Here is a 25,363-nt window from a genome sequence, read left to right as displayed (position 1 = left end):
GTGCCCGCCATTGCTAACGCTGGATCAGCGGTTGAACTTTATTATCGATAGCTTCCCGGGCGCGGAAAATACGCGAACGTACAGTTCCGACCGGGCAATCCATGATGGCAGCTATCTCTTCGTAGCTTAGACCATCCAACTCCCGCAGGGTAATCGCCATGCGAAGATCCTCTGGGAGCGACTCAATGGTACGGAAAACTATCTGTCTCAGCTCTTCTGACAACATTAAGTTCTCAGGGTTCGAAATTTCTTTCAGTGCGCCCGCACTTTCGTAATTTTCCGCATCGTTGGCGTCCACATCACTGGATGGCGGACGGCGCCCCTGAGCAACCAGATAATTCTTTGCCGTGTTCACGGCGATTCGATACAACCAGGTATAAAAAGCGCTGTCGCCACGGAACGATTCCAGTGCGCGATAGGCCTTGATAAACGACTCCTGCACCACATCGGGCACATCGCCCTGCGGCACATAGCGGGAAACGAGACTCGCCACCTTATGCTGATAGCGCACTACCAGTAGGTTAAACGATTTCTGGTCGCCCTTTTGGACCCGCTCAACCAGAACTTGATCCGTTAACTGCTCGCTCATCCGAGGTAAACTCTCCCCAAATCCGTCTCCACGCGTAAAATTGTACTGCCAGCCATACATTATTTTCCTGAGCAAGCACTCGCTTGGAGTTCATATAGAACACGAAGTTCCATATCGCCATTGTTTTTTCTGTTGATGTCACCCTATCCGTGGCTTTTGCCCGGACAGTTAGGCTAACATGAAATTCACTCTTCTTCTGCACACATCATACGTTATGCAACCATCATCTGAACATGTTAGCGATGTACTGATCGTCGGCAGCGGCGCTGCGGGCCTGTCACTGGCGCTGCGCCTGGCGCAGCATTGCAAGGTTACCGTTCTCAGCAAGGGGCCACTCAGCGAGGGGGCCACCTTTTACGCCCAGGGCGGGATCGCCGCGGTGTTCGATGAGACGGACAGCATTGCCTCACACGTTGATGACACTTTGATTGCCGGCGCCGGCCTGTGCGACAAAGAGGCCGTCGAGTTCATCGCCGGCAACGCGCGCCACTGCGTGCAGTGGCTGATCGATCAGGGCGTGCTGTTCGACACCGAGGTCAACGCGCAGGGCGAGGAGCATTATCACCTCACGCGCGAAGGCGGCCATAGCCATCGCCGCATCCTGCACGCCGCGGACGCTACCGGTAAGGAAGTAGAGACCACGCTGGTAGGGAAAGCAAGCGCTCACCCCAATATTTGCGTGATGGAACGCCGCAACGCGGTCGACCTTATCACGTCGAACAAAATCGGCCTGCCGGGTACCCGCCGCGTAGTGGGCGCTTACGTCTGGAACCGCGAGCTGGAGCGAGTGGAAACCTACCGCGCCAAAACGGTGGTGCTGGCGACCGGCGGCGCGGCCAAGGTGTACCAATACACCACCAACCCGGACATCTCCTCCGGCGACGGCATCGCCATGGCCTGGCGCGCCGGCTGCCGGGTCGCCAACCTGGAGTTCAACCAGTTCCACCCGACCTGCCTGTTCCATCCGCAGGCGCGCAACTTCCTGCTGACCGAAGCGCTGCGCGGCGAAGGGGCTTATCTGAAGCGCCCGGACGGCAGCCGCTTTATGCCGGATTTCGACCCGCGCGGCGAACTGGCCCCGCGCGATATCGTCGCCCGCGCCATCGACCATGAAATGAAGCGCCTGGGCGCCGACTGCATGTACCTGGACATCAGCCACAAGCCGGTGGAGTTCATCACCCAGCACTTCCCGATGATCCACGAAAAGCTGCTGACGCTGGGCTTCGATCTGACCCGGCAACCGATCCCGATCGTCCCGGCGGCGCACTACACCTGCGGCGGCGTGATGGTCGATCAGCATGGCCGCACCGATCTCGACGGGCTGTACGCCATCGGCGAGGTCAGCTACACCGGCCTGCACGGCGCCAACCGCATGGCGTCGAATTCGCTGCTGGAGTGCCTGGTTTACGGTTGGTCGGCGGCGGAAGACATTCTGCAGCGCCTGCCGTTCATCCAGCAGGCCAAACAGGTGCCGCACTGGGATGAAAGCCGGGTGGACGATGCGGACGAACGGGTGGTGATTCAGCACAACTGGCACGAGCTGCGGCTGTTCATGTGGGATTACGTCGGCATCGTGCGCACCACCAAGCGGCTGGAGCGCGCCCTGCGCCGCATCAACACGCTGCAGGCGGAAATCGACGAATACTACGCCCACTTCCGCATCTCCAATAACCTGCTGGAGCTGCGCAATCTGGTGCAGGTGGCCGAGCTTATCGTGCGCAGTGCCATGGCGCGCAAAGAGAGCCGCGGCCTGCACTACACGCTGGACTACCCGGATTTGCTGCCGGAAGCGCTGCCGACCATCTTGCAGCCTTAAACCATGCGACAGGGCGCCTTATCGGCGCCCTTTTCTTTTCAGTAGAACAGGTAAAAGTCGGCTATCAACCGGCGGAAATCGTCGGTATAGCTGCCGTCGGCCTGTTTGATCGCCAGCGCCTGCTCCCGCAGCGGCGTTTCCTTACGCGTCAGCGCCAGCAGCACCCGGTGCAGCGGCGTGTCGGCCCGATCGCTGACGTTCACTTTCGCCGCCGTGTGCCAGCCGCTTTGCTGCGCCAATCGTTCAAATTCGGCGCCGATGTCGTGCGGCAGCACCACGCAGAACGTTCCTTGCTCCACCAGCAGCTGCGCCGCGCAGGCCAACAGCGCTTCGTGCGTCAGGGTTTCGGTGTAACGCGCGTTGTGGCGCGCCTGGTCGCGGCAGGCCACCGCCGGCTCGAAATACGGCGGGTTGCTGACGATCAGCTCATACTCAGCGGCATGCTGCTGCGCATAATGGTGGATATCCTGCGCATGCACGCGGATGCGCTGCGGCCACGGCGACTCCGCCGCGTTTTCGCGCGCCTGGCCGGCGGCGGCTTCATCCAGCTCCACCGCGTCGATGGTCACCTCGTCGCCGCTGCGCTGCGCCAGCATCAGCGCGATCAGCCCGCTGCCGCTGCCGATATCCAGCACCCGGCTGGCCTGCCCCAGCGGCACCCAGGCGCCGAGCAACACCCCGTCGGTGCCCACTTTCATGGCACAACGATCGTGGGCAACAAAGAATTGTTTAAAGGTAAAACCCCCGCGGCGCGGGGTAAAATCGGCTTTCGAACGCTTGCTCACACTCACCACCTGGCTATAAAACTGGCGTAGCATAAGGCAATCTGATGGGCGGGAAAAGAGCGGCTTTCCGCTTAAATAGGTGAAGATCGCGGCCAACCCGTCTATAATCGGCGCCCCAAGTAGAGGTAGACCATGACAGCAACCACTTTTTCCGAACTCGAACTCGATGATCGCCTGATCGACGCGCTGCGCGACAAAGGCTACGATCGCCCCACTGCCATTCAGGCCGCTGCGATCCCGCCGGCGATGGACGGGCGCGACGTCTTAGGTTCGGCTCCGACCGGCACCGGCAAAACCGCCGCCTTCCTGCTGCCCGTGTTGCAGCACCTGCTGGACTTTCCACGTAAGAAATCCGGCCCGCCGCGCGTGCTGATCCTGACGCCAACGCGCGAACTGGCGATGCAGGTCGCCGACCAGGCGCGTGAATTGGCTGCTCATACCTCGCTGGATATCGCCACCATCACCGGCGGCGTAGCTTACATGAACCACGCGGAAGTGTTCAGCGAAAACCAGGACGTGGTGGTCGCCACCACCGGCCGTTTGCTGCAATACATTAAAGAAGAGAACTTCGACTGCCGCGCAGTGGAAACCCTGATCCTCGACGAAGCCGACCGTATGCTCGACATGGGCTTCGCGCAGGACATCGAAACCATCTCCGCCGAAACCCGCTGGCGCAACCAAACGCTGCTGTTCTCCGCCACGCTCGAAGGCGAGGCGATCCGCGAATTCGCCGAGCGCATCCTGAAAGAGCCGGTGGAAGTGGAAGCCGACCCGTCGCGCCGCGAACGCAAAAAGATCCTGCAGTGGTACTACCGCGCCGATGACGTGCAGCACAAAACCGCGCTGCTGATCCATCTGCTGAAGCAGCCGGACGTGCAGAAATCGGTGATCTTCGTGCGCAAGCGCGAGCGCGTGCACGAGCTGGCCACCTGGCTGCGCGAAGCGGGCATCAATACCTGCTATCTCGAAGGCGAAATGGTGCAGGCCAAACGCAACGAAGCGGTTAAACGCATGATGGATGGCCGGGTTAACGTACTGGTCGCCACCGACGTCGCCGCGCGCGGTCTGGATATCCTCGATATCACCCACGTGTTCAACTTCGACATGCCGCGCACTGCGGATACCTACCTGCACCGTATCGGCCGTACCGGCCGCGCCGGGCGCAAAGGCACCGCCATTTCGCTGGTGGAAGCGCACGACCATCTGCTGCTGGGCAAAGTGGGCCGTTACCTGAACGAGCCGCTGAAAGCGCGCGTGATCGACGAGCTGCGGCCGAAAACCAAGGTGCCGAACGAGAAGAGCAACGGCAAGCCATCGAAGAAAGTGCTGGCCAAACGCGCGGAAGATAAAGCGAAGAACAAAGAAAAGACCAAGGTGAAAGTGCGCCATCGCGACGCCAAAAACGTCGGCAAACGCCGTCAGGCGAAGGCCAAGCCGGCCGGCGACGCGGAATAACCGCCGCTGCCTAAGAAAAAACCGCCTGTGCAGGCGGTTTTTTTATGGGCGTTTACTGCTGCGCGTAGTGCGTGGAAAGACGATGCCCCTGCAGCCATTTGTCCAGCTCGCGGAACTGCGCCTTCAGCTCGTCATTCTGCAAATGCGCCGGCGTTTGCGAGAAGTAAAACTGGAACGCGACGCCCTGCTGGTTGCGCGCCCGGGCATCGGCCCCGGCCTGCAACAGCAGCAGCGCCAGGTGTGGCGCGTTGATCTTCGCCGCCAGATGCAGCGGCGTATCCCCCAGCCGATCGCTCAAGGTAGTGTCCGCTCCGGCCGCCAGCAGCAGCCGCAGCTGCTCCTCACGCCCGGCCAATACCGCCGCCGCCAGCGGCGTAGCGCCGGTCACGGCATTGCGCACGTTCACCTGCCCCCCTTGGGTCAACAGCAACCGCAGGTACTGCGGGTCTTGCAGCATCGCCGCGGTGTGCAGCGCGCTGTTGCCGTCCAGCCCCGCAGCCGCTGCATCGGCGCCGAGATCCAGCAGCGTCTGCACGCTGCCCGGCTGCTGCGAAAGCACCGCCCACTGCAACAGCGTGACCTGCCGATCGCCCCGCTCGCGCAAACGATCCTGCGTCGCCTGCGCATGGATGCCCTGCGTATCGCCGCGCGCCACCGCCTGAGCCAGCGCCAGATTGCTGCGGCCGTCAAACGGCGAAATCTCCTGCCCCATCTGTTGCTCCTTAGCCATCATCAGTAAACCGGCCACCGCGACCAGCGCCAGTAAGGCTATCGCCAGCGCCCGCCGCAAGCGACGCCCTTCAGGCATTGGCCTTGGCCTCCCACGGCTTTTGTTCCGCCATCGAGCTTATCACCTTGTCGATGCCGTGCGCCGTCAGGCTGCGATCCAGGTGCTTGCTCGGCCGCCAGTCATCGATGCCGGTCAGGGTATCGTTGTTGGCCAGGGTGATGTTGTGGCCGATAGCGTCCGGGATCAGCGAGGTTGATTCCTGAGTGCTGGTCAGCATGTCATATTGTTCGCTGTAACGGCGAATGCCACCGGCTTCGGCATCTTTCTTCGCCGCCGCCGGATCGATGCCCAGGCGATTCAGGGTGTAATCCGACACTCCAGCCGCGTTGAAGGTGACCGCCGTAGTGCCGGTCGCCAGCGCCGCCGTAGCCGCCAGACCGCCGCCGAGCGAATGGCCGGCGATCACCAGCGCATCGCCAAAGGCCGTCTTGGCGCTTTTGGCAGCGGCAACCGCCTGATTGTACTGCACATCGTCATAGCCCGTCGCCTGCCGCACGTTGCTCAGCCAGTCGCGCCAGTCGTTGGTGCCGGCAAACGCCAATACAAACTGCTTGTCGTTGCTGTAAATCCCGGCCTGGAAACCGCTGCCCGCGTCGTGCAGGCTGGCGGGATCGATGCCGAAACCGAGCAGTGCGCTGTCGCTCAGGCGGTTGAACCCGGCGGCGCCCTGGCCGTTCAGCGAGTAAACGTCCTTGGCCAACAGCGCCAACGCATAATCGCCCTCTTGCGATTGCTGCCCCCGGGTCACGCCCGGCGCTGCTGCCGCCGTCGGCGCCGCCGCGGAGAGATCGCCGACCAGCGTATTCAACAGATTCTGCGCATTGAGCGTGTTCTGAGAGGGGGTAGCCACCGGCGCGGGACTTGCCGGCGCGGCTGCGGGCTGCGCCGCCGGTGCCGTCTCGGCGATGGCGCGAGGTGTAGGGATCGCGGCCACCGGAGATACTGCAGAGGTAAAACTTAAAGGCATACTCATGCCGACTCCTTGTCGATAGACTTTTTATTGAGCACCTGAATAGGTACTGATTTAGCTATCGGCAGGTCGGATGAGTTCTGTATTAGGAATGCTTAACTTTGTGCAAATTGTGATCCACGTTCGGTTTTCGGCCGTCAAACGCAAAAAAGGGAGCCGAAGCTCCCTCATTGCTACGATTGCGCCGCCGATTACAGGCTTTCGGTAAAGGTGCGGGCGATAACGTCGCGCTGCTGTTCCGGCGTCAGAGAGTTGAAGCGCACCGCATAGCCGGACACGCGGATGGTCAGCTGCGGGTATTTTTCCGGATGCTTGACCGCGTCTTCCAGGGTTTCACGGCGCAGCACGTTGACGTTCAGGTGCTGGCCACCTTCTACGCGCACGGTCGGCTGCATTTCCAGCGGCACTTCACGGTATTCGATCTGGCCCAGGTCGCTGACTGCGACAACCTGATCTTCCGCGTAGTTGGCCTTGGCGCACACGCAGCGAGCTTCCGCTTTTTCATCGTCCAGCAGCCAGAAAGAATTCACCAGCGCCTGGTCGTTCGCTTTGGTAATTTGAATACCGGTAATCATTATGTTGCCTCCGTACAAGGGCGTAAAAATTCACGTCGTGAGAAAACCCAATTCTGGTTTCGGCCATTTGGTAAAACCATTGTTGTCTTGTTGTTCTGTATACCAGCCTGACCGGGCCAGTTCTTTGATTAAAGTCAATTTTTACCGGGTAGGCACAACGCAAGAAGGGGCAAATTTATGTTTTATATCAATTTTCCCGCCGCGCCAAAAACCAATTATTTTTGTAAATTTTCAAAAATAATTGCATTTCGCGCGACGGCGAGAAACGAAAAGCGGGTTTCACTGCGCGTGCCGACACGGTAAGCTATAGCCTATGAATTGCTAAAGAAAACAAAGGAGAGCGTTTATGGCCACCTCCCTCACCTGGCATGACGTGATCGGCAAAGAGAAAGAGCAGCCCTATTTTGTTGAAACGCTCGCCTTTGTTGCCGCTGAGCGCCAGGCCGGTAAGACCATTTATCCACCGCAGAAGGACGTGTTCAACGCTTTCCGCTATACCGAGCTGGCGGACGTCAAGGTCGTCATCCTCGGCCAGGATCCCTACCACGGCCCCAACCAGGCGCACGGCCTCTCTTTCTCGGTACGCCCCGGCGTACCGGCGCCGCCGTCGCTGGTGAACATGTATAAAGAGCTGGCGACCGACATTCCCGGCTTCGAACGCCCGGATCACGGCTACCTGCAAAGCTGGGCCGAGCAGGGAGTACTGCTGCTCAACACCGTGCTGACGGTAGAAGGCGGCCGCGCGCACTCGCACGCCAACCTGGGCTGGGAAACCTTTACCGATAAAGTGATCGCCGCCCTGAACGAGAACCGTGAAGGCGTGGTCTTCCTGCTGTGGGGCTCGCACGCGCAGAAGAAAGGCAACTTTATCGATCGCAACCGCCACCACGTGCTGAAAGCGCCGCATCCGTCGCCGCTCTCCGCCCACCGCGGTTTCCTCGGCTGCCGCCACTTCTCGCAGGCCAATCAGTTGCTGGAGCAGCAAGGCCTCACGCCGATCGACTGGATGCCGCGCCTGCCGCAGGCGTAGCCCAGAGACAAAAAAGGCACCCTCGGGTGCCTTTCTTTATGCCGTTGCCGGGGCGATTACGCCTTGGCTTTGGAGACCGCGACCATCGCCGGGCGCAGCAGGCGGCCGTTCAGCGTGTAGCCTTTCTGCATCACCATCATCACATGGTTCGGCTGGTGATCGGCGGATTCCATCATGCTCATCGCCTGATGCACTTCCGGGTTGAACGGCACGTTGACGTCGCCGACGATTTCGATGCCGTACTTGCGCACCACGTCCAGCAACGATTTCAGCGTCAGCTCGATGCCTTCGATCATTGCGGCCAGTTCCGGATTGTTTTTATCCGCCAGATCCAGCGCGCGCTCCAGGTTGTCGATCACCGGCAGCAGATCGCCGGAGAATTTCTCCAGGGCGAACTTGTGCGCTTTCTCGACGTCCAGTTCGGCGCGGCGACGGATGTTTTCCGCTTCCGCTTTGGCGCGCAGCAGGCTGTCGCGCTCGTGCTGCTGCGCTTCCGCCAGTTGGGCTTCCAGTTCGGCGATACGCGCATCGCGCAGATCGACGCCTTCCGCCGCTTCCGGCAGCGTATCCTCGTGATGAGCGTGTTGTTCCATTTCTTCCGAGACTTGCTCGTTTGGCGTCTTCTGTTCTTTACTACTCATGAATATCTCCGCGTTTTAGCATTAATCTCGCAACTTGGCTTATTATGGGGATCAAAACCGGGGTTTCAAGTCAACCGGTCACAATGTGGGGCATAAACGGGTCCCGGTGAGGAAAATCACAACAAATGAATAAAAAATTCGCCTGTATTGGCATTGTTGGCCACCCGCGTCACCCTTCAGCGCTGGCAACCCACGAGATGCTGTTCCACTGGCTGGTCGCCCGCGGCTATTCGGTGATGGTCGAACGCCAGATCGCCCATGATTTGGGGCTGAAGGACGCCGTCACCGGCAGCCTGGCGGATATTGGCCAGCGCGCCGATCTGGCGGTGGTGGTCGGTGGCGACGGCAACATGCTCGGCGCCGCGCGCGTGCTGGCGCGCTACGACATCAAGGTGATCGGGGTCAACCGCGGCAACCTCGGCTTCCTCACCGATCTCGATCCCGACAACGCCCTGCAGCAGCTGGCGGACGTGCTGGAAGGCGAGTATATCGACGAACAGCGTTTCCTGCTGGAAACCATCGTGCATAAAGAGCACCAGCAGTGCCGCATCAGCACCGCCATCAACGAAGTGGTGCTGCACCCCGGCAAAGTAGCGCACATGATCGAATTCGAAGTGTACATCGACGATCGCTTCGCCTTCTCGCAGCGCTCCGACGGCCTGATCATCGCCACGCCGACCGGCTCCACCGCCTACTCGCTCTCCGCCGGCGGGCCGATCCTCACCCCGTCGTTGGAGGCGATCGCGCTGGTGCCGATGTTCCCGCACACCCTCTCCGCTCGGCCGCTGGTGATCAACGGCGACAGCACCATCCGGTTGAAGTTTTCGCAGATCGGCAGCGATCTGGAGATCAGCTGCGACAGCCAGATCGCGCTGCCTATCCAGGAAGGTGAAGAAGTGCTGATCCGCCGCAGCGATTTCCACCTGAATCTGATCCATCCGAAGGACTACAGCTATTTCAACACGTTAAGCACCAAGTTGGGCTGGTCGAAAAAATTGTTCTAAAATCTGCGCCGGCCACTTTACTGTATATAAAACCAGTTTATACTGTATGAAACTACAGTTATGTGTTTATACACAGGAAGGTTCCCATGCTGGCGCAATTAACCATCAGCAACTTTGCTATCGTTCGTGAGTTGGAAATCGATTTTCAACCGGGTATGACGGCGATCACCGGTGAAACCGGTGCCGGCAAATCCATCGCCATCGATGCGCTGGGGCTGTGCCTCGGCAACCGCGCCGACGGCAACGTGGTGCGCCTGGGAGCCGCCCGCGCCGACATCTGCGCCCGCTTCTCGCTGGCGGACACCCCGTCCGCGCGCGAGTGGCTGGAGCAAAACCAGCTGGACGACAGCAACGAATGCCTGCTGCGTCGGGTGATCAACGCCGACGGCCGTTCGCGCGGCTTTATCAACGGCACCGCCGTGCCGCTGTCGCAGCTGCGCGAGCTGGGGCAACGCCTGATCCAAATCCACGGTCAACATGCCCATCAGCTGCTGCTCAAGCCGGAGCACCAAAAAGCGCTGCTCGACGCCTACGCCGACGAACCCGCCCTGCTGGCGGCGATGAGCCAGGCCTATCAGCGCTGGCACCAGAGCTGCCGCGAACTGGCGCATCACCAGCAGCAGTCCATCGAGCGCGAAGCGCGCAAGCAGCTGCTGCAATACCAATTGAAAGAGCTGAACGAATTCGCGCCGCAGGCCGGCGAGTTCGAGCAGACCGACGCCGAGTACAAGCGCCTGGCCAACAGCGGCCAGCTGCTGACCCTCAGCCAGCAGACGCTGCAGCTGCTCGCCGACAGCGACGAGAACAACATGCTCAGCCAGCTCTACAGCGCCAAACACCTGCTGATCGAGCTGGCCGGGCTGGACGATAAGCTCAGCGGCCTGTTGGACATGCTGGAAGAGGCCTCTATCCAGATCAGCGAAGCCAGCGACGAACTGCGCCACTACGCCGATCGCATGGATCTCGATCCCAACCGCCTGCACGAACTGGAACAACGCCTGTCGCGCCAAATCAGCCTGGCGCGCAAACATCAGGTCGCGCCGGAAGAGCTGCCGCAGCTGCATCAGCAGTTGCTGGATGAACAACAGCAGCTGTCGCAGCAGGAAAGCGACCATGAGCACCTGAACGAGGCGGTTACCCTGCATCACCAGCAGGCGCTGGCGCTGGCGGAAGAGCTGCACCAGAAACGCCTGCACTACGCGGCCGAACTGACTGCGCTCATCACCGACAGCATGCAGGCGCTCTCCATGCCGCACGGCAAATTCAACATCGACGTGCGCTTCGAACCGCAGCACCTGAGCGCCGAAGGGGCCAGCCGCACCGAGTTCTGCGTCTCCACCAACCCGGGGCAGCCGCTGCAGCCGCTGGCGAAGGTCGCCTCCGGCGGCGAGCTGTCGCGCATCGCGCTGGCCATTCAGGTGATCACCGCCCGCAAGATGGAAACCCCGGCGCTGATCTTCGACGAAGTGGACGTGGGTATCAGCGGCCCAACCGCCGCCATCGTCGGCCGCCTGCTGCGCCAGCTCGGCGAATCCACCCAGGTGATGTGCGTCACCCACCTGCCACAGGTGGCCGGCTGCGGGCATCAGCATCTGTTCGTCAGCAAGCAGACCGACGGCACGGTGACCGAAACCCAGATGGCACCGCTGGATAAACGCGCCCGGCTGCAAGAGCTGGCGCGCCTGCTCGGCGGCAGCGAAGTTACCCGCAATACGCTGGCCAATGCCAAAGAACTGCTGGCGGCATAAAAAAGCTCAACTTTTTCACTTTCCTGCGGTCTGACAGTGACGCTGTTGGCCCGAGAAATATCTAAAGTGCGCCGCGGCGGCGATCCGAAGCCATCTCAACGGCCTGAAACAGGCCAAGCGCTTGAGGTGCTGAAGGAAAGCCAATGCGTCGCAACGTGAAAGATGAAGGGTATAAAGGTTTCCAACTGCCGCAAGGTCTATTATCATCGGCATCCTATGCCCTAAAGGAATGTGATTACTATGCGCTGTAAAACGCTGACTGCCGCCGCTGTAGTTCTTGTGATGCTGACTGCAGGCTGTTCTACTTTTGAAAAGGTGGTTTATCGTCCTGACATCAACCAGGGGAACTACCTGACGTCGACCGACGTGGCGAAAATCCAGAAAGGGATGACCCAGCAACAGGTCGCTTACACATTGGGCACCCCAATGCTGCAAGACCCGTTCGGGACTCAGACGTGGTTCTATGTGTTCCGCCAGCAGCCTGGCCATGAAGATATCACCCAGCAAACGCTGACGTTGACCTTCGACAGCGCAGGCGTGTTGACCGATATCCAGAACAAACCGGCACTGACCAAGTAATCGGCGCCGCCCGCTCTTCCGGCCCATGAGGAGGCATGATGTTCCTCATGACAGTGGCAGGCTGCAACGCGGAAGAGAGAATCAGTTTCAGATAAAAAAATAAGGCGCTCATAGCGCCTTATTTTTTTGCCTTTTCTGCCCGTTGCCGGCGCAGTTCTTTCGGATCGGCGATGAGCGGCCGGTAGATCTCAACCCGGTCACCGTCGTTTAGCGTGTCGCCCAGCTTGGCCGGGCGGCTGTAGATACCGATTTTGTTGCTCTTGAGATCGATATCCTGACGCAGCTCCAGCAGGCCCGAAGCCGCAATTGCCTGCTCGACGCTGCTGCCCTCGGCCAGCTTCACCTTGCGCAGGTACTGGCGCTCCGGTAAGGCGTACACCACCTCGACCTGAATGTCAGACACTGTAGACCTCTTTCGCGCGCTGGGTGAATGCCTGCACCATGCTGCCCGCCAGCTCTTTAAATACCTTGCCGAACGCCAGTTCGATCAGTTTGTTGGTGAACTCGAAGTCCAGGTGCAGCTCCACCTTGCAGGCCTCTTCGCTCAGCGGTGTGAACTGCCAACCGCCCATCAGCTTGCGGAACGGACCATCGACCAGCTGCATATTGATGCGTTGGTTATCCAACAGCGTATTGCGCGTGGTGAAGGTCTTGCTGATACCGGCCTTGGCGACGTCCACCGCGGCGGTCATTTCATTGGGGGTAGCGTTAAGCACCCGGCTGCCGGTGCAGCCTGGCAGAAAATCGGGATAAGAATGAACATCGTTAACCAACTGATACATCTGCTCGGCGCTGAACGGCACTAATGCAGACCGACTGATCTGGGGCATATCATTTCCTGTAAGACATAAAACGTACAGATAATACCATTTATCTGGCGGCAAACAAAAAATCTGCTAAGGGATGAGGGAACCAAAAATGCGAAAAATTGCGCAGGTGCTGAACGGGAAAGGATTTCTTTCGCTGAAGCATCCAGTATAATGAACGCACTATGACAAAGAAAAAAGCACACAAACCCGGTTCCGCCACCATTGCCCAAAACAAGCGCGCGCGTTTCGAATACTTCATTGAAGAAGAGTTCGAGGCTGGCCTGTCGCTGCAAGGGTGGGAAGTTAAATCGCTGCGTGCTGGCAAAGCCAACCTCAGCGACAGCTACGTGACGTTCCGTGACGGTGAAGCCTATTTGTTTGGCGCCACCATCACTCCGCTCAACGTGGCCTCGTCGCATGTGGTGTGCGATCCGACACGTACCCGTAAACTGCTGCTGAACAGACGCGAGCTGGACACCTTGCTCGGCCGCGTCAACCGCGAGGGTTACACCGTGGTGGCCTTGTCCCTGTATTGGAAAAATGCCTGGAGCAAGATCAAGATCGGCGTAGCCAAAGGCAAGAAAGAGCACGACAAACGCGATGACATTAAAGATCGCGAATGGCAGACGGCGAAAGCCCGTATCATGAAGCACGCCAATCGTTAAGCCGCTGGCTTATCGAGGTAAACTTCTGGTATACTGCACAAAGTTACTTGGGGCTGATTCTGGATTCGACGGGATTTGCGAAGCCCTAGGAGCATGCCGAGGGGCGGTTGGCCTCGTAAAAAGCCGCAAAAAAATAGTCGCAAACGACGAAAACTACGCTTTAGCAGCTTAATACCCTGCTTAGAGCCCTCTCTCCCTAGCCTCCGCTCTTAGGACGGGGATCAAGAGAGGTCAAACCCAAAAGAGATCGCGTGGATGTCCTGCCTGGGGCTGAAGCGTTAAACTCAATCAGGCTAGTCTGTCAGTAGCGTGTCCATCCGCAGCTGGCCGGCGAATGTAAAGATTGGACTAAGCATGTAGTGCCGACGGTGTAGTAATTTCGGACGCGGGTTCAACTCCCGCCAGCTCCACCAAATACGTCGCCAGTGAACCAGATAGACCCGGCGATAATAGCGAAAAAGCCCACAACTTCGGTTGCGGGCTTTTTTGTTTTTGTCACATTCAAAGGGAAACCCCACGGCCTGGGCTCTCCCGGGCCGATGCTGGCTAATGGTCCAGATAGAGGTAATGCAGCCAGCTGGTCATGCGCAGCAGCACTTTACGCATCACGGAAACGTGCTCAAAGTGCCCGGTATACACCGCCGCCTGGGCGCTCACGCCGTCGGGCAAGTGAGCCAGATCGGGGTTAGCCGCCAGATCGATCATCACGTACACCCCTTCCCGACCCGGCGTGGCGCTCAGGCCCTGCAGTGTGCCGCTGGCCTGATAGCTGCCGTCCGGTATCGCCGGCAACACCCGGCTCACGGTGCCGCCATAAACCTGTCCCGGCAAGCCGTTGAACACCACTTCAGCCTGATCCCCCTGCGCCAAACGCAGGATGGCGTTCTGGCGGAACACCGCCACCACCTGGCGCTTTTGCTGCGGGATAAAGATCATCACCGGTTTGAACGGCAGGCGAACCGCCGCCGTGCCCGGCCGTGCCAGCACCTGCGTGACATAACCGTCGCTCGGCGCACGCACCACCGTTTGTTCCAGGTTGTAACGCGCTTCGGCAATTTGCGATTTCAGGCTGGCTATCGTGGCGTCTTCGCCGTCATAGCGCCCGGACAACCGCGCCTGTTCCTGTTGGAACTGGGCTTTCGCCGCCTGCAGCGCAGCGGATTGCGCCTGGTACTGCTGCTGCGCATGGCTGACGTCCTGCTCCGAGAATGGGTTGACCGGCATGGCCGCCCCTTTCGCATAGCGCTGGTAATCCTTACGGGCGCGCTCGTATTCCGCGTTCGCCCGCTGCACGTTGGCGGCGGACTCGCTGAGCGCCGCCCGTCGCGTCCTGATCTCCGCCTCTGCACTAGCCAGGTCAGCCTCCAACCTGGTGAGCCGCGCGCGGTAGCGGCTGTCGTCGAGCCGGAACAGCACTTCACCTTTGTGCAGCAGCACGTTGGTTTTCTCCGTCACCTCAACGATCATGCCCGAGACCTGCGGCACCATCGGCACAGAAACGGCTATTTTCTGCGCCCGATCGCTGTACGGATGGTTGTAGTTCATCGTCAGAATCAGCGCGCCGACGATAACGATCCCGCCGAGCACCGCAGTCGGCACGGTCCATTTATTAACCGGAATACGGAACAGCTTAAATACGCCGTAGCTCAGCGCCACGTAGCTGAGAATAATAAGTAAATCCATAGGCTACGCTCAACTCACCGTGGGGCCGGGAACCGCCGTCGGCTTTTCCTGCAGGCGTTGCAATTCGGCTTCGAGCAGCGCGATGCGCGCCTTCAGATCCTTTGAAGGTTCCGTGCTTTCACTCATGCCCCAGCCGCGTTCCGGCCGATAGAGCGTCGCCCAAATCCACAGCAGCGGCCAAATGGCGTGCAGCGTAAACAGGCTGACCCAACCGGCGACATGAATCGCATCCTGATGCGGATGCTGGCGCTTTTTCGCCAGTAAATAGGGAATGTCATGAATAATAATGACGCCGTAGAATAAAATCAGGAATACCGCGATCAGTACGCCTAAAGCAAAATAGTTTAGAAACATGTAAAGCCCTGGTTGGTCTTAGCGGAAATAAACGATGTTTATAGCGTGTTATATTGTCTGATATCGTTGGCGATAGTATCGATAGCGTTCTTCACATCGCTGACTTTCAGCTGTGCTTTCTCATTATTGAGATTTTCGCCCGAGGCCTTGCGCACCACTTTAATCACCGGCTGGTTGGTCGCCGCATCGATAAACTCACCTTCCATATAGACTGCGCTTTCCATGGTGCGATGGCCGGTCACGCTTTGCGTGGCGGCAATCAGCAAGGTGATCGGCAAGACTTCATAGATCTGCAACCCTTTCTTCTGCGTGTCGATCGCCGTGATAGCGCCGCGGAAGATCAGCGTATGCTCACGCGGCATGTCAACCAGCGTGAAGTGGGTGCCCATCGCCTGTTTAAACTGCTGGTTGGTGTAATTCAGGATATTGTCGAGCGCGCGTTGGCTCACCATTTCGCTCGGTTTCGGCCGTGGGAAATAGATCATCGGCTGATAAACCAAATATTGATAACGGGAAAAGTCGACGTTCTGATCTTTCCAATATAAAACGTCTTTGCCGGATGCGGATTGACCTTTATTGATATCGTTATAATTGGTCAGAAAGGTCGAGTATTTTTCTTTTTCGGTCACGGCGGACGAGCACGCGGCCAATAATAACAGCGCAGGTAAAATCACCGTTCTTGTTACTTTCATTGACGGATTTCTCTTTATTTATGTGGATAGCAAATAATCAAATCGAATGATACCCACCCGCCCGTGATAAGTCATATGACAATGCCGCCAAAGGTGTATATCATTTTTGATATACAAACTCATAAGAGCCGGCCAGTGAAACAGAAAGACTTCCGCATAGAAGAACTGAGGATCGTCCGCGTCATCGCCGAAACGGCGAGCGTCAGCAAAGCGGCGCAGCTGTTGGACATGCCGCAATCCAACGTGTCGCGCGCGCTCACCTCACTGGAACGCCGGCTGGGTCTGGAACTGTTTCTGCGCAGCCCGCGCGCCCTGGCGCTGACCGAGTTCGGCGAGCAATTCTTGCGCCGCGCCGCACTGCTGCTGGACGAGCACAGCGATCTGCTCGATATGTCCGACACCTATAAGCGCAGCCTGAGCGGCATGGTCACGCTCGGCGCGCCGATCGGTATCCACGCGTTCCTGGCCAGCTATTTGCTGCCGCCGCTGCTGCATGCCGCACCGGAGTTGACGGTCGATCTGGTGACCCGCAATCCCGATGAACGCGAAAAAAAGTATGGTGCAGTGTTCGACAGCGACTGCGATTTGCTGATCAGCTTCTTCCAGCCACAAAACGAAAGCCTGATCGCCAGGCCGCTCACCCGTTTTCGCGTCGGGCTATTCGCCGCGCCGGATTACATCACCCGCTCGCCGCTGAATGACCTGAATGAGCTGTCGCAACATCGCTGCATTACCTTGCGCATGCTGGGCGGCATCCGCAATACCTGGAGCAGCTATAATGCGCAGGGGGAGTTGGTGCAAGTCGAGATCGACGGCGCCAGCGTCTGCGATAACATTCTGCCGGCTATCGAGCTGGCGAAACAGGGCCTGGGCATCGTCTACGCCCCGTATTATTCCGTGGCCGCCGAGCTCGATGCCGGCACTCTGCTGCCCTGCCTGGCGCGCGAGCGCTGCATCGATATGCAGGCCTATCTGATCTACCGCCGGCGCGGCGTTTTGCCGCACCGCGTTCAGGTGATGATGGACAGCATCATGGAAAGCGTGCAACAGCACGCACACCGGCTGATTTAACAAAAAACCCCGCCACAGCGGGGAAAGCTCAGGAGGCTTTTTTCGCCATAATCTCAATGATCTGCCTGTCGGTGTGCTGCATCGATCGGCTGGCCAGCGCGCAAAGGTTGGCGATCGACTGCTCAACATCATTCGCCACAATCCCCTCGTTGCCGGTTACCGCCGTGTCGTCCAGCGCCATCAGCACCGCCTTCCACGCCGACGAGGCGCTGGTGGAAACCTTCATCGCACAGCTGTTGGAAGCGCCATCGCAAATCATCCCGCTCACATCGCCAATCATGCTGCCGATGGCCTTGGCGATGGTGTCGTACCGGCCATCCGCCAGCCACGCCATCCCGGCGGCCGCCCCCATCGAGGCGGTAGTGGCGGCGCACAGCGCGGAGAGGCGCGGCAGGCGATAGTGAATATAAATGGCGCTCAGGTGCGACAGCATCAGCGCACGCGCCAGCTGTTCCTCATCGGCCGCGAAGTGCTCCGCCACCACCATCACCGGCAAGGTGGCAGCGATCCCCTGATTGCCCGAGCCGGAGTTGCTCATCGCGGGCAGCGTCGCCCCGCCCATCCGCGCATCGGACGCCGCACTGGTGCGGATCACGATATCGCTGGCCAGATCGCTCGCCATCAATCCGCGTGCGCGCTGTTTTTGCAACGTGGCACCCACGTGCAGCCCCCACTGGCTGCGCAACCCTTCTTGCGACAGCGCACCGTTGAGGCGCGCGGCATCGAGAATAAAACGGATATCCGCGAACGGCGCCCGCTCGATGAAATCCACGATCTCACGCAGCGAAGTCTGCGCCAGCACCTGCAGCGGGCGTGCCGGCTCGGCGCCCTGCGGCTGCGCCTTCAGCGTATAGAGCGTCTCGCCCTGCCGCTCGATGCTGACGATGCGGGTATGCCCGCCGACGATGGTGGCGCTGGCCCATTGATCGCCAGCGTAAACCTTCGCCCGGGAATAGAGGATATCTTCGCAAGGCGACTGTAGCATGACGCGCACCGCCCCCTGCGCCAATAGCCGCTTCGCTTGCGTTATGGCCGCTGCAGAGGCCTTCTCGAGCACTTCCAAACCGCCGTCGGCATCGCCGCCGATAGCCCCCAACGCGGCGGCTATCGGCAATCCCACCATGCCGGTGCCGGGCACCGTCACGCCCATGCCATTTTTCATCAAATTCGGCGAAACCCAGGCTTCAATGCGATCCACCGGCCCCGGTAAGTGAGCCGCCGCCGTGGCGCTGGCCAGCGCCAGGGAAACCGGTTCGGTACATCCCAATGCAGGCTTCACCTCCTCCTGCACGACGCGGATGTATTTTTTCCATAATGAAAGACTTTCAGGGTTAAACATAATGACAACCTTAATACCGTATTAGCTCTATCAGGAAAATGCCAGGAACGGGGAGACGCACAGAAGCAAGCCGGTCACGATGATAAGCACCAGCGATGCGCCTTTATATTTGTGCAACGCCGGCACCTTATGGACCAGCCACGCAGGAATAAGGCAGCCCACCAGGCCAAAGATCGGGCTGCAAATGGATGTGAAGCTCAGCACCGGCGCATTCAGCACAATGGCGCTCCAGGCCAGCAGAATAGCGAACACCATAATGCCGCGCTGCACATAGGTTTCATTGATGTTTTCCAGCGGCAGCTTGCGGCGCAGCAGGTTCATTACGATGCCCTGCGTCGCTTCGCGAAAGCCCAAATAAACACCGAAAAAGGCGGTCATCACGGCGAAAATATTGAGGATCACGCTGACGACTTTGACCCAGGCGGCGCCGTCACCGCTAATGAACTGAGCGGCGATCGCCAGGGCGGAAATGTTCTGTTCGTAGGCTTTTACCGCCTCATCATGCCCCATCGCCAGCGTAAAAGAGACGGCATAGAAAAAGACGGTGGTAAACAGAATGCCAAAGGCGATATTCATGGCGCGCAGCGCTTTATGGCGGGCAACCTCAATCGATTTCTCACGCGAGCGGTAGGAAATGACCATCGGGCTGAGCGTCTGAATAAACAGAATCGAAGTCAGAGTAAACGGCAGCGTAATAATGGCGTTTTTAATCAGCAGCGCCGCCGGCGGCAGCGCGCCGATATTATGCACATGCCACAGGCCAATCATCGACACGCCAAGCGCCGCCACAACCAGCAGCTTGGTCAGCACCATCAGGCTTGAAAGTTTGAATAGCAGCTGTTCACCGCGCGATGAAATCGCCACTAAAATGCAGATCAGCACCAGGCCATAAAAAGGGTTGTCGGACAACAGCCCTTCCGTCACGCCGAAGGTGTGCAAATAAGACGCGCTGTCGTTGGTAATGGCGGTGGAATAAACGAACATCCAGATCACCAGCATGACAAAATAGAGTGCGCCGAGCAGGATGCCCCAGTTTTTCCCCAGATAGCCGCTAATCACGCTGGGATAGTCTTTGCACTCGGGCGATTCCGCGAGGGTATTGATAAATAAACGCTGGAATAAATACATAGCCGGATAACCGATAATAGAGGAAAGCAGAAATACCCACAGCCCCATCAATCCAACCTGCACCGGTAAAAAAACAATGCCGGCGCCAATCGCCATGCCGATACTCATAATCACCCAGCCGGTATCAGTGCTGTCGAATTTAATTGCCTCACGCCATTCACTTTCCGTCATCTTCGCCCGCAACGCCGGCGACGTGTCATCCAATAGCACGCTATTATTTGAAGCCGTTTCCATAAGGTTCTCGCTTGTGTAGGTAGAGGTTTTTTTTAATAGTTTCTGCACGATGGATAATTCTAAAATGCAGGCGAGTTATCGTTTTAATGTGCGAAATCTTACCCCTGAAACAAGAGAAAAAAGTCACAATATTTATATGGATTAAGGCTATCAAAGAGGAAAAAATCCCATAAAAAAAGAATAAGAAGAAAGAAATTCTATCAACAACCAGTATGAGAGGCGCATCACATTATCCCGACGCGCCACAGTATGAATCATCAGACCGGGTGAAGGCAGCGTTCCGCCCGTTTTGCATTCACAGCGCCCGGTAGGCTAAACCGCATACCGGGCGCCCCCTTTACCGCCCCTCTTTCTCCCCCAGGAAGAAATACCATAGCGGAATGGAAAGCAGCAGGGTGAATACCAGCGTATACAGCAACACCATCAGGCTCTGCATCACGATCATCTGTGCGCTCCAGGCGCCGATCGGCAGCTGAAACTGCTCGACGGTGCCGCCGAGGATCGCCTTGCCCATCACGCAGCCGACCGCCACCGCGACCGTCGCCACCGCAGCGCGGAACTTACGCACCTCTACGCGCCGAGCGGCCGCTTCTGGCGTTTCTTCGCCATGCCCCTGCCGTTGGCCACGCCAGCGCCACACGTCCGCCACCAATAGCGCCGCGAGGCTCACGCCCATCAGCGGCAGACAATAGCCCAAGGCTACGGCGATCGACAGCGTGATTACCCGCGCCGGCAGGGAAAGCGCCAACCAGGCGGCGAACAGCGTATGCACCGGATGTTGCTCACCCGCCGCCGGACGACGCAGCCACCACATCCGATAGCCCAGTACGATCATCAGACACAGCCCAAGGCCGAACGCCGCCAGCAGCAACTGATTCGGCAAACCGAAGAGGATCCCCATGTGGGCGTCGATGCCCCAGCGGGTCAGCTTGGCGATCAACGGGAAGGTGCTGAACCGCACCTGGTCGACGACGGCGAAGCTCTGCGGCGCAATAGCAACGCTGTCCACCTGCGTTGGCCAACTGCGATCCACTTCTGTCACCGTCCAGGCTTTGCCCTCGCCCTTCGGCTGACGCAGCTCTATCTTGGCAGCATCGATCCCAGCGGCGCGCGCGGCGTGCAGCGCCCGATCCCAATCGCCGTTCAGCGCATTGGCCTGCGCGGCAGGGGGCATCTTCATACCCGGCATCATCCCACGGTGCTCAGCGTGCGGATCGGCCGGCGTCTGCGACGCATCGGCCTGCAGGCTGGTGTTGACCTGCGGCGTCAGCCAGCCCAGGTTGGCTCGCAGCGCATCGATGTTGCCGCCGGCCCACTGCGACCAGGTCAGCCCGGTGGCCGAGAAGAACAGCAGCCCCGCCAGCAGCGCCACGCCCAGCGTGATGTGCCAATGGCGGCTGGCGGCGAAGCGCCCTTTCGGCCTCTTCAGCTTGCGCTTCGGCCGCGTCGTCAGCCACAGCGCTACGCCGCCCAACGCGGCCACCCACAGCCAGGAGGCCGCCAGCTCGCTGTAATTGCGGCCCAGATCGCCGAGCAACAGGCTGCTGTGCAGCTTGTCTAGCCAGGTGCGCAGCGGCAACACGCCGGAGGTGCCGTACACCGTCATGTCGCCCTTGATGGCCAGCGTATAAGGATCGACAAACAGCGCACGCGACTCGGAAGCGCCCAGATCGGCGCCGACGAACTGCACACGGGTGGTGTCCGTTGCACCGGGCGCCGGGCGCACGGCGTAAATGCGCGCCTCGTCACCCGCTTCACGGCGAGCGGCGGCGATTTGGTCGGCCAGCGGTCTCGCCTGCCCATGCGGTTCGGTAGACAGCGCATCGCGATACAGCGCCTCTTCAAGCTGCGGGGTCAGCACATACAGCGTGCCGGTCAGTGCAGCGACCAGAATAAAAGGAGCAATCAGCAGGCCGATATAAAAATGCAGCCGTCTGATCAGGTTCAGCATCGCGCCACGCGGCGATGCGGCAGGTGGAGTTTTGGTTATTGAAGACATGGCCTTTCTCGTTTTTCAAACTTTGTGCGCAGGCAAACCGTCCGCAGCGATACGGACGGCATGACCCATGATCAAGCAATAAGGAAAAACGGCTGGCCGGGCGGCCCGCGCGGACTTGGCCGCAGAGCAAGACGCCGAATGGGCGGGGGGACGATGCGCGGCGCGCAAGGCAGGCGCGCAATACGCGCCATCAGCCACAGCAGCGGGACGAATACCCACAGCAGCAGCGGTACGTGAATCAGCAGCTCGCAGTAGCCGCAGAAGATCATCTCTGCCGGATCCATGCCATGGTGGCCGGCATGTTCGGCGGCGGGCATCACCATTCCGTGCATCTCATGCTGCATGGTAGCTGCCGGCTGCGCCATGCCGCTCATCATCTGATGGTGCATCAGCGATTTCGACACCACCGGCGCCACAAACAGCAACAGCACCGCCATAATGGCGATGCAGGCGGCAAAGCGTTGCTGTAGCTGGCGTGGCACTCTCATCGCGGCGGTGAATTAACCCGGTCAGTTGCGAACAAGCGGCCAGTGTAACCTCTATGCATCAAGAGGTGAACGAAAAGTGAAATAGATGTTGAAGGGGATAGGCGCGGGCACTCGCTGTGAATTAACGCCCGATTTATTGAACGTTGAGTAATACGCTAACGCCCTAATAGCGCCTCTTTAAGGCCTACCCAATATTTCTTCTTTCTGGCTTTTAGCTCTAATTTTCTCTTACTGATAAGTTTATAATGCATATAGAATGAAAACAAACTCAGGACAAACAAAAAAAACGCAACCCAAAATAGTATCACCGCCATCCCTTTTTAATTAAAGCTCATTGCCACGCAAAATTAACCAGTTGTAGAGTTCAATATTGCGATTGAAGCCATATTTCTTCATGACTCCCCCCTCGATGCGAGCTGACGTTTTTAATGCTGATATTCAATTGCATTGAAATCTCTGCCGGCGTGACACCTTTTGCCAACAGGTACAAGTTCTCTCGTTGCCCTTTACTCAGTTCCTCGTCCCGGGATGGGGGCCGCCTGCCCACACCAGAAACATCTCGCCTATTCCATAATTCATCCAAATAAAAGTGCAGTTGTTTCAGGTCACCTTGCTTAGGCAACATTTTCTGCAATCGCCCCAGCCGCCATGTAGCCGGAACATTTTTTCTCTCACACAAAGAAATAACGATACAGTCCTTCATGCCTGAGCCCAACGCGTTACCAATTAGGTAAACAATTGAGTAGCCAGGATAATAAAAGATAATATCGGCGATATTTACATGCATTTGATTAACAAACCCCACCGTTTTTTCTCACTACGAAAACACTCAAACAGAAAGCCCCCCCTGAGAAATAACCCCTACCCACAAAGCGATACAAATCAAAATCATCAAACCCCTTTATCTTAGCTCGTATATAAATAGCCTCCAGCCATGCAAACAACAGGAAAACCGAGAGACGTGTGAGATTGACGTCTGCGGTTCACGTCGAGGCAGCTCATGAGCACTTACCCGCAGGCGTAAACAGAAATTCAAGGTAATACGTACACAACGTAATTCCCTGCATTAATGTTGCCGGTGGCGTCTAGAACAAAATATATATACCCGCCATACTTAATGTTGGCTGCACCTTGATGCAACGCTAATTATTTTTTGGTATATCCCCATTAAACCTCAAGATGCTGACTCTCTATGCATGAAACAATTTAAAGTCAAAAGGATGCCACGGTTTAGATATGCATTTTGAAGTATTTTGGGTATAACTAATTGATTAGCGCCGATCCCGAATAAGACATTCATCCCACGAGTGTCAAGAACCGCGTTACCGAGCCGGAGGGAAGACATCAGCCCCCAGTTTTATTGTATCGTCAATGGTATACAGTTTCGCGGCCATACCCTCGTCCCCCGTTTATGGGAGCCTCACAGTATCTCTACATAGACTACCGTCGAGCCGCTATACTCACCGCCGGGGGCATCTCCTGCCAGCGTGGCAATAAGAGGGAAGTTCAGGGGGGCACTTCCCACCAGCATAGTTACCCCCGAGACGAGTTCTCCCTCCGTGGTCGACAATCGCGCGGTTAGCGTGGAAGAAAGGCGAATCTCAGACCCGGCTCGAACCCGAACAGTAGCTAATTGGTCGCATACTACGGCAACGGTCTGCATTTTTTTGAGCCCGTTAATGCTCCCCTTCCTCGCACTGAATAGGAAATCGACCGCCCCCCCCCCAGTGAAGTCGCACTTATTATCAGGCGGGGCGATCCCGGAGCACACCACCCCCTGAACGGGCTCAAGAACATAGGTTTTATCCCCCCACATGAGCCCAACGCATTGGCCACTCCCGATGTGTTCGGGTACAAACGTTACCTGGGTACGGGCAATCGCCCCGTTCTTTCTATAAAAACGGTTAACTGCGTCCCGCGCGGGTTCGCCAGGCTCAACCGCGACCACAGACACCTCGCCAACTGAACTCCACAGTTTGCACCCCTTGACCTCCCCATACCCTACTGAGCACACACCGAGGGTCTTTGCCGCCGGAGGCACAACCCCCGGCAGGTCGTCTGCGGATCCGGAAGTCGTCATGTCGTATAAGTAGTTTTTCCCAACTTTACGGTTGAGATGCACATCGTACGTCACTGGCACCGCACGGACAGTTACAGCGGCAAATAACAACGTAAGCCAGCAGTACCGTGGTAATAGTTTTTTGCGTGTTGTTGAAGACATTGTAAGGCCTCTTGTAACGATATAATAATCGGCATGTAGCATATTCGGTGGTCACCATCCTACCGCCTCCAGAAGATACTTCACCCCATTCATCTACCGGGCCGCATAATCTCGCCCCCCGCGTTTCAGTCTCTGCCTTCGACAGCGTCCAAATACCAACCGGCTTATAAAGCCGTGCGATATGTTCCCAATGGTTCTTTCATGCTCTCGGGGCTATCTTTCCGTTCCCAGCACGGCTCCACCACCAGCGTCGTCAGCCATCGGCTGACGCCTTGTTCATCCTTCGCTCCTTATTGATAATTGGCCTGTAACGTCGTCCAAGCTTCGCCCCCCCGGTAGATCCGAATCCCCAGGTCACCCTTGTTGGTCGCCAGCGCCTGCTTATTGAATGAAAACAAACTTAATTACAATAGAAAAACGCTAAATATAGAAAAATCATCAACAGCCTTATATTAACAAATCCATTTATAGCTCATTACCACGTAGAATAAGCCAATTATAGAGCTCAATCTTGCGGTTAAAGCCGAATTTCTTCATGACCGCGCCCCGGTGTGAGCTGATGGTTTTAACGCTGATATTCAGCCGCACTGAAATATCCGCCGGGCTGATGCCTTTGGAGAGCAGCCGCATGATCTGCCGCTGCCGCACCGTCAGCGTCTCTTCCTCGAACAGTACCGCCTTATCTGAACCAGATGTTT

General features: G+C 58.0%; 25 protein-coding genes and 1 other RNA gene. 9 read left to right on the top strand and 17 right to left on the bottom strand.

Annotated elements, in window-relative coordinates:
* Nucleotides 1–13 precede the first annotated feature (13 nt).
* Complete coding sequence (gene rpoE, locus AC6BYQ_RS14970; RefSeq protein WP_004929136.1) at nucleotides 14–589, bottom strand: RNA polymerase sigma factor RpoE; 576 nt, start codon at nucleotides 587–589, stop codon at nucleotides 14–16.
* 214 nt (nucleotides 590–803) lie between these two features.
* Here rpoE and nadB point away from each other — a divergent pair, with 214 nt between their 5' ends.
* Nucleotides 804–2,405, top strand: coding sequence for an L-aspartate oxidase (gene nadB, locus AC6BYQ_RS14965; RefSeq protein WP_197830839.1), 1,602 nt, complete (start codon nucleotides 804–806; stop codon nucleotides 2,403–2,405).
* Nucleotides 2,406–2,443: 38 nt separating this feature from the next.
* Here the strand turns inward: nadB and trmN are convergent, their stop codons facing one another.
* Nucleotides 2,444–3,223 carry a tRNA(1)(Val) (adenine(37)-N(6))-methyltransferase TrmN gene (gene trmN / locus AC6BYQ_RS14960; protein ID WP_498057115.1) on the bottom strand — a complete coding sequence of 260 codons (780 nt, stop codon included), beginning with the start codon at nucleotides 3,221–3,223 and terminating at the stop codon, nucleotides 2,444–2,446.
* Nucleotides 3,224–3,322: 99 nt separating this feature from the next.
* Here trmN and srmB point away from each other — a divergent pair, with 99 nt between their 5' ends.
* The gene (gene srmB, locus AC6BYQ_RS14955) at nucleotides 3,323–4,645 is read left to right on the top strand and encodes an ATP-dependent RNA helicase SrmB (RefSeq protein ID WP_498057114.1); all 1,323 of its coding nucleotides are present in this window, start codon (nucleotides 3,323–3,325) and stop codon (nucleotides 4,643–4,645) included.
* Nucleotides 4,646–4,697: 52 nt separating this feature from the next.
* Here srmB and AC6BYQ_RS14950 read toward each other — a convergent pair whose 3' ends face one another.
* From AC6BYQ_RS14950 to grcA, 3 genes are all read right to left on the bottom strand, one after another.
* A complete protein-coding gene (locus AC6BYQ_RS14950; protein ID WP_498057113.1) occupies nucleotides 4,698–5,453 on the bottom strand; it encodes an ankyrin repeat domain-containing protein in 756 nt (251 codons plus the stop codon).
* Nucleotides 5,446–6,408: a Tle-like phospholipase domain-containing protein gene (locus tag AC6BYQ_RS14945; RefSeq protein WP_498057112.1), complete on the bottom strand. Its 963-nt coding sequence runs from the start codon at nucleotides 6,406–6,408 to the stop codon at nucleotides 5,446–5,448. The genes AC6BYQ_RS14950 and AC6BYQ_RS14945 overlap by 8 nt, the downstream gene beginning before the upstream one ends.
* 188 nt (nucleotides 6,409–6,596) lie before the next feature.
* Nucleotides 6,597–6,980, bottom strand: coding sequence for an autonomous glycyl radical cofactor GrcA (grcA, locus tag AC6BYQ_RS14940; RefSeq protein WP_004929114.1), 384 nt, complete (start codon nucleotides 6,978–6,980; stop codon nucleotides 6,597–6,599).
* Nucleotides 6,981–7,326: 346 nt separating this feature from the next.
* On the opposite strand from grcA, the gene ung reads away from it, so the two are divergent.
* A complete protein-coding gene (gene ung / locus AC6BYQ_RS14935; protein ID WP_033635636.1) occupies nucleotides 7,327–8,010 on the top strand; it encodes a uracil-DNA glycosylase in 684 nt (227 codons plus the stop codon).
* A 56-nt stretch (nucleotides 8,011–8,066) separates the two neighbouring features.
* Here the strand turns inward: ung and grpE are convergent, their stop codons facing one another.
* Nucleotides 8,067–8,651, bottom strand: a complete 585-nt coding sequence (gene grpE / locus AC6BYQ_RS14930) for a nucleotide exchange factor GrpE (protein ID WP_025159545.1) — start codon at nucleotides 8,649–8,651, stop codon at nucleotides 8,067–8,069.
* A 125-nt stretch (nucleotides 8,652–8,776) separates the two neighbouring features.
* Between grpE and nadK the strand changes: the two genes are divergently transcribed.
* From nadK to bamE, 3 genes are all read left to right on the top strand, one after another.
* Nucleotides 8,777–9,655: an NAD(+) kinase gene (nadK, locus tag AC6BYQ_RS14925; RefSeq protein ID WP_019452304.1), complete on the top strand. Its 879-nt coding sequence runs from the start codon at nucleotides 8,777–8,779 to the stop codon at nucleotides 9,653–9,655.
* Nucleotides 9,656–9,741: 86 nt separating this feature from the next.
* Nucleotides 9,742–11,403 carry a DNA repair protein RecN gene (recN, locus tag AC6BYQ_RS14920; protein ID WP_074055568.1) on the top strand — a complete coding sequence of 554 codons (1,662 nt, stop codon included), beginning with the start codon at nucleotides 9,742–9,744 and terminating at the stop codon, nucleotides 11,401–11,403.
* 240 nt (nucleotides 11,404–11,643) lie between these two features.
* Nucleotides 11,644–11,982 (top strand): outer membrane protein assembly factor BamE, encoded by a 339-nt coding sequence (gene bamE / locus AC6BYQ_RS14915; RefSeq protein WP_004929101.1) that lies wholly within the window; start codon nucleotides 11,644–11,646, stop codon nucleotides 11,980–11,982.
* Nucleotides 11,983–12,100: 118 nt separating this feature from the next.
* On the opposite strand, the gene AC6BYQ_RS14910 is transcribed toward bamE, so the two are convergent.
* Together AC6BYQ_RS14910 and AC6BYQ_RS14905 are read right to left on the bottom strand one after the other, a co-directional pair.
* Entirely contained in the window at nucleotides 12,101–12,385 is a 285-nt protein-coding gene (locus tag AC6BYQ_RS14910; protein ID WP_019452302.1) for an RnfH family protein, read from the bottom strand.
* Nucleotides 12,378–12,812 (bottom strand): type II toxin-antitoxin system RatA family toxin, encoded by a 435-nt coding sequence (locus tag AC6BYQ_RS14905; RefSeq protein WP_025159544.1) that lies wholly within the window; start codon nucleotides 12,810–12,812, stop codon nucleotides 12,378–12,380. The genes AC6BYQ_RS14910 and AC6BYQ_RS14905 overlap by 8 nt, the downstream gene beginning before the upstream one ends.
* A gap of 161 nt (nucleotides 12,813–12,973) precedes the next feature.
* On the opposite strand from AC6BYQ_RS14905, the gene smpB reads away from it, so the two are divergent.
* Both smpB and ssrA read left to right on the top strand, forming a co-directional pair.
* Entirely contained in the window at nucleotides 12,974–13,456 is a 483-nt protein-coding gene (gene smpB / locus AC6BYQ_RS14900; protein WP_004929094.1) for an SsrA-binding protein SmpB, read from the top strand.
* A 49-nt stretch (nucleotides 13,457–13,505) separates the two neighbouring features.
* Nucleotides 13,506–13,869, top strand: a transfer-messenger RNA (tmRNA) gene (ssrA, locus tag AC6BYQ_RS14895).
* A 133-nt stretch (nucleotides 13,870–14,002) separates the two neighbouring features.
* Here the strand turns inward: ssrA and AC6BYQ_RS14890 are convergent.
* From AC6BYQ_RS14890 to AC6BYQ_RS14880, 3 genes are read right to left on the bottom strand one after another with little or no spacing between them, the layout of a single operon-like run.
* A complete protein-coding gene (locus AC6BYQ_RS14890) occupies nucleotides 14,003–15,139 on the bottom strand; it encodes an HlyD family secretion protein (RefSeq protein ID WP_498057111.1) in 1,137 nt (378 codons plus the stop codon).
* Between the two features lie 9 nt (nucleotides 15,140–15,148).
* The gene (locus AC6BYQ_RS14885; protein ID WP_498057110.1) at nucleotides 15,149–15,493 is read right to left on the bottom strand and encodes a DUF3302 domain-containing protein; all 345 of its coding nucleotides are present in this window, start codon (nucleotides 15,491–15,493) and stop codon (nucleotides 15,149–15,151) included.
* 38 nt (nucleotides 15,494–15,531) lie between these two features.
* Nucleotides 15,532–16,185 carry a DUF3313 domain-containing protein gene (locus AC6BYQ_RS14880; protein ID WP_498057109.1) on the bottom strand — a complete coding sequence of 218 codons (654 nt, stop codon included), beginning with the start codon at nucleotides 16,183–16,185 and terminating at the stop codon, nucleotides 15,532–15,534.
* A 135-nt stretch (nucleotides 16,186–16,320) separates the two neighbouring features.
* Between AC6BYQ_RS14880 and AC6BYQ_RS14875 the strand changes: the two genes are divergently transcribed.
* Nucleotides 16,321–17,256, top strand: coding sequence for a LysR family transcriptional regulator (locus AC6BYQ_RS14875; RefSeq protein WP_498057108.1), 936 nt, complete (start codon nucleotides 16,321–16,323; stop codon nucleotides 17,254–17,256).
* Between the two features lie 28 nt (nucleotides 17,257–17,284).
* On the opposite strand, the gene AC6BYQ_RS14870 is transcribed toward AC6BYQ_RS14875, so the two are convergent.
* From AC6BYQ_RS14870 to AC6BYQ_RS14845, 6 genes are all read right to left on the bottom strand, one after another.
* A complete protein-coding gene (locus AC6BYQ_RS14870; RefSeq protein WP_498057107.1) occupies nucleotides 17,285–18,595 on the bottom strand; it encodes an L-cysteine desulfidase family protein in 1,311 nt (436 codons plus the stop codon).
* Nucleotides 18,596–18,625: 30 nt separating this feature from the next.
* Entirely contained in the window at nucleotides 18,626–19,957 is a 1,332-nt protein-coding gene (locus tag AC6BYQ_RS14865) for an SLC5/6 family protein (protein WP_498057106.1), read from the bottom strand.
* A gap of 337 nt (nucleotides 19,958–20,294) precedes the next feature.
* Complete coding sequence (locus AC6BYQ_RS14860) at nucleotides 20,295–21,956, bottom strand: DUF2534 family protein (protein WP_498057105.1); 1,662 nt, start codon at nucleotides 21,954–21,956, stop codon at nucleotides 20,295–20,297.
* A gap of 71 nt (nucleotides 21,957–22,027) precedes the next feature.
* Entirely contained in the window at nucleotides 22,028–22,444 is a 417-nt protein-coding gene (locus tag AC6BYQ_RS14855) for a DUF2946 domain-containing protein (protein WP_498057104.1), read from the bottom strand.
* A gap of 364 nt (nucleotides 22,445–22,808) precedes the next feature.
* Entirely contained in the window at nucleotides 22,809–23,231 is a 423-nt protein-coding gene (locus AC6BYQ_RS14850) for a LuxR C-terminal-related transcriptional regulator (RefSeq protein WP_498057103.1), read from the bottom strand.
* Between the two features lie 1,899 nt (nucleotides 23,232–25,130).
* Nucleotides 25,131–25,363: response regulator transcription factor (locus AC6BYQ_RS14845; RefSeq protein ID WP_498057102.1), on the bottom strand; the 233-nt coding region annotated here is incomplete at its 5' end.

The sequence above is a fragment of the Serratia sp. LTN-2 genome (assembly GCF_059740205.1).
The sequence above is the reverse complement of the archived record's forward strand: the minus strand, read 5'-3'. Positions and strand labels throughout refer to the sequence as shown.

Bases quoted from the DNA above. Each gene is read 5' to 3' on its own strand.
- rpoE (WP_004929136.1), bottom strand. From the start codon at position 589: ATGAGCGAGCAGTTAACGGATCAAGTTCTGGTTGAGCGGGTCCAAAAG.
- nadB (WP_197830839.1), top strand. From the start codon at position 804: ATGCAACCATCATCTGAACATGTTAGCGATGTACTGATCGTCGGCAGC.
- trmN (WP_498057115.1), bottom strand. From the start codon at position 3,223: ATGCTACGCCAGTTTTATAGCCAGGTGGTGAGTGTGAGCAAGCGTTCG.
- srmB (WP_498057114.1), top strand. From the start codon at position 3,323: ATGACAGCAACCACTTTTTCCGAACTCGAACTCGATGATCGCCTGATC.
- AC6BYQ_RS14950 (WP_498057113.1), bottom strand. From the start codon at position 5,453: ATGCCTGAAGGGCGTCGCTTGCGGCGGGCGCTGGCGATAGCCTTACTG.
- AC6BYQ_RS14945 (WP_498057112.1), bottom strand. From the start codon at position 6,408: ATGAGTATGCCTTTAAGTTTTACCTCTGCAGTATCTCCGGTGGCCGCG.
- grcA (WP_004929114.1), bottom strand. From the start codon at position 6,980: ATGATTACCGGTATTCAAATTACCAAAGCGAACGACCAGGCGCTGGTG.
- ung (WP_033635636.1), top strand. From the start codon at position 7,327: ATGGCCACCTCCCTCACCTGGCATGACGTGATCGGCAAAGAGAAAGAG.
- grpE (WP_025159545.1), bottom strand. From the start codon at position 8,651: ATGAGTAGTAAAGAACAGAAGACGCCAAACGAGCAAGTCTCGGAAGAA.
- nadK (WP_019452304.1), top strand. From the start codon at position 8,777: ATGAATAAAAAATTCGCCTGTATTGGCATTGTTGGCCACCCGCGTCAC.
- recN (WP_074055568.1), top strand. From the start codon at position 9,742: ATGCTGGCGCAATTAACCATCAGCAACTTTGCTATCGTTCGTGAGTTG.
- bamE (WP_004929101.1), top strand. From the start codon at position 11,644: ATGCGCTGTAAAACGCTGACTGCCGCCGCTGTAGTTCTTGTGATGCTG.
- AC6BYQ_RS14905 (WP_025159544.1), bottom strand. From the start codon at position 12,812: ATGCCCCAGATCAGTCGGTCTGCATTAGTGCCGTTCAGCGCCGAGCAG.
- smpB (WP_004929094.1), top strand. From the start codon at position 12,974: ATGACAAAGAAAAAAGCACACAAACCCGGTTCCGCCACCATTGCCCAA.
- AC6BYQ_RS14890 (WP_498057111.1), bottom strand. From the start codon at position 15,139: ATGGATTTACTTATTATTCTCAGCTACGTGGCGCTGAGCTACGGCGTA.
- AC6BYQ_RS14885 (WP_498057110.1), bottom strand. From the start codon at position 15,493: ATGTTTCTAAACTATTTTGCTTTAGGCGTACTGATCGCGGTATTCCTG.
- AC6BYQ_RS14880 (WP_498057109.1), bottom strand. From the start codon at position 16,185: ATGAAAGTAACAAGAACGGTGATTTTACCTGCGCTGTTATTATTGGCC.
- AC6BYQ_RS14870 (WP_498057107.1), bottom strand. From the start codon at position 18,595: ATGTTTAACCCTGAAAGTCTTTCATTATGGAAAAAATACATCCGCGTC.
- AC6BYQ_RS14865 (WP_498057106.1), bottom strand. From the start codon at position 19,957: ATGGAAACGGCTTCAAATAATAGCGTGCTATTGGATGACACGTCGCCG.
- AC6BYQ_RS14860 (WP_498057105.1), bottom strand. From the start codon at position 21,956: ATGTCTTCAATAACCAAAACTCCACCTGCCGCATCGCCGCGTGGCGCG.
- AC6BYQ_RS14855 (WP_498057104.1), bottom strand. From the start codon at position 22,444: ATGAGAGTGCCACGCCAGCTACAGCAACGCTTTGCCGCCTGCATCGCC.
- AC6BYQ_RS14850 (WP_498057103.1), bottom strand. From the start codon at position 23,231: ATGCATGTAAATATCGCCGATATTATCTTTTATTATCCTGGCTACTCA.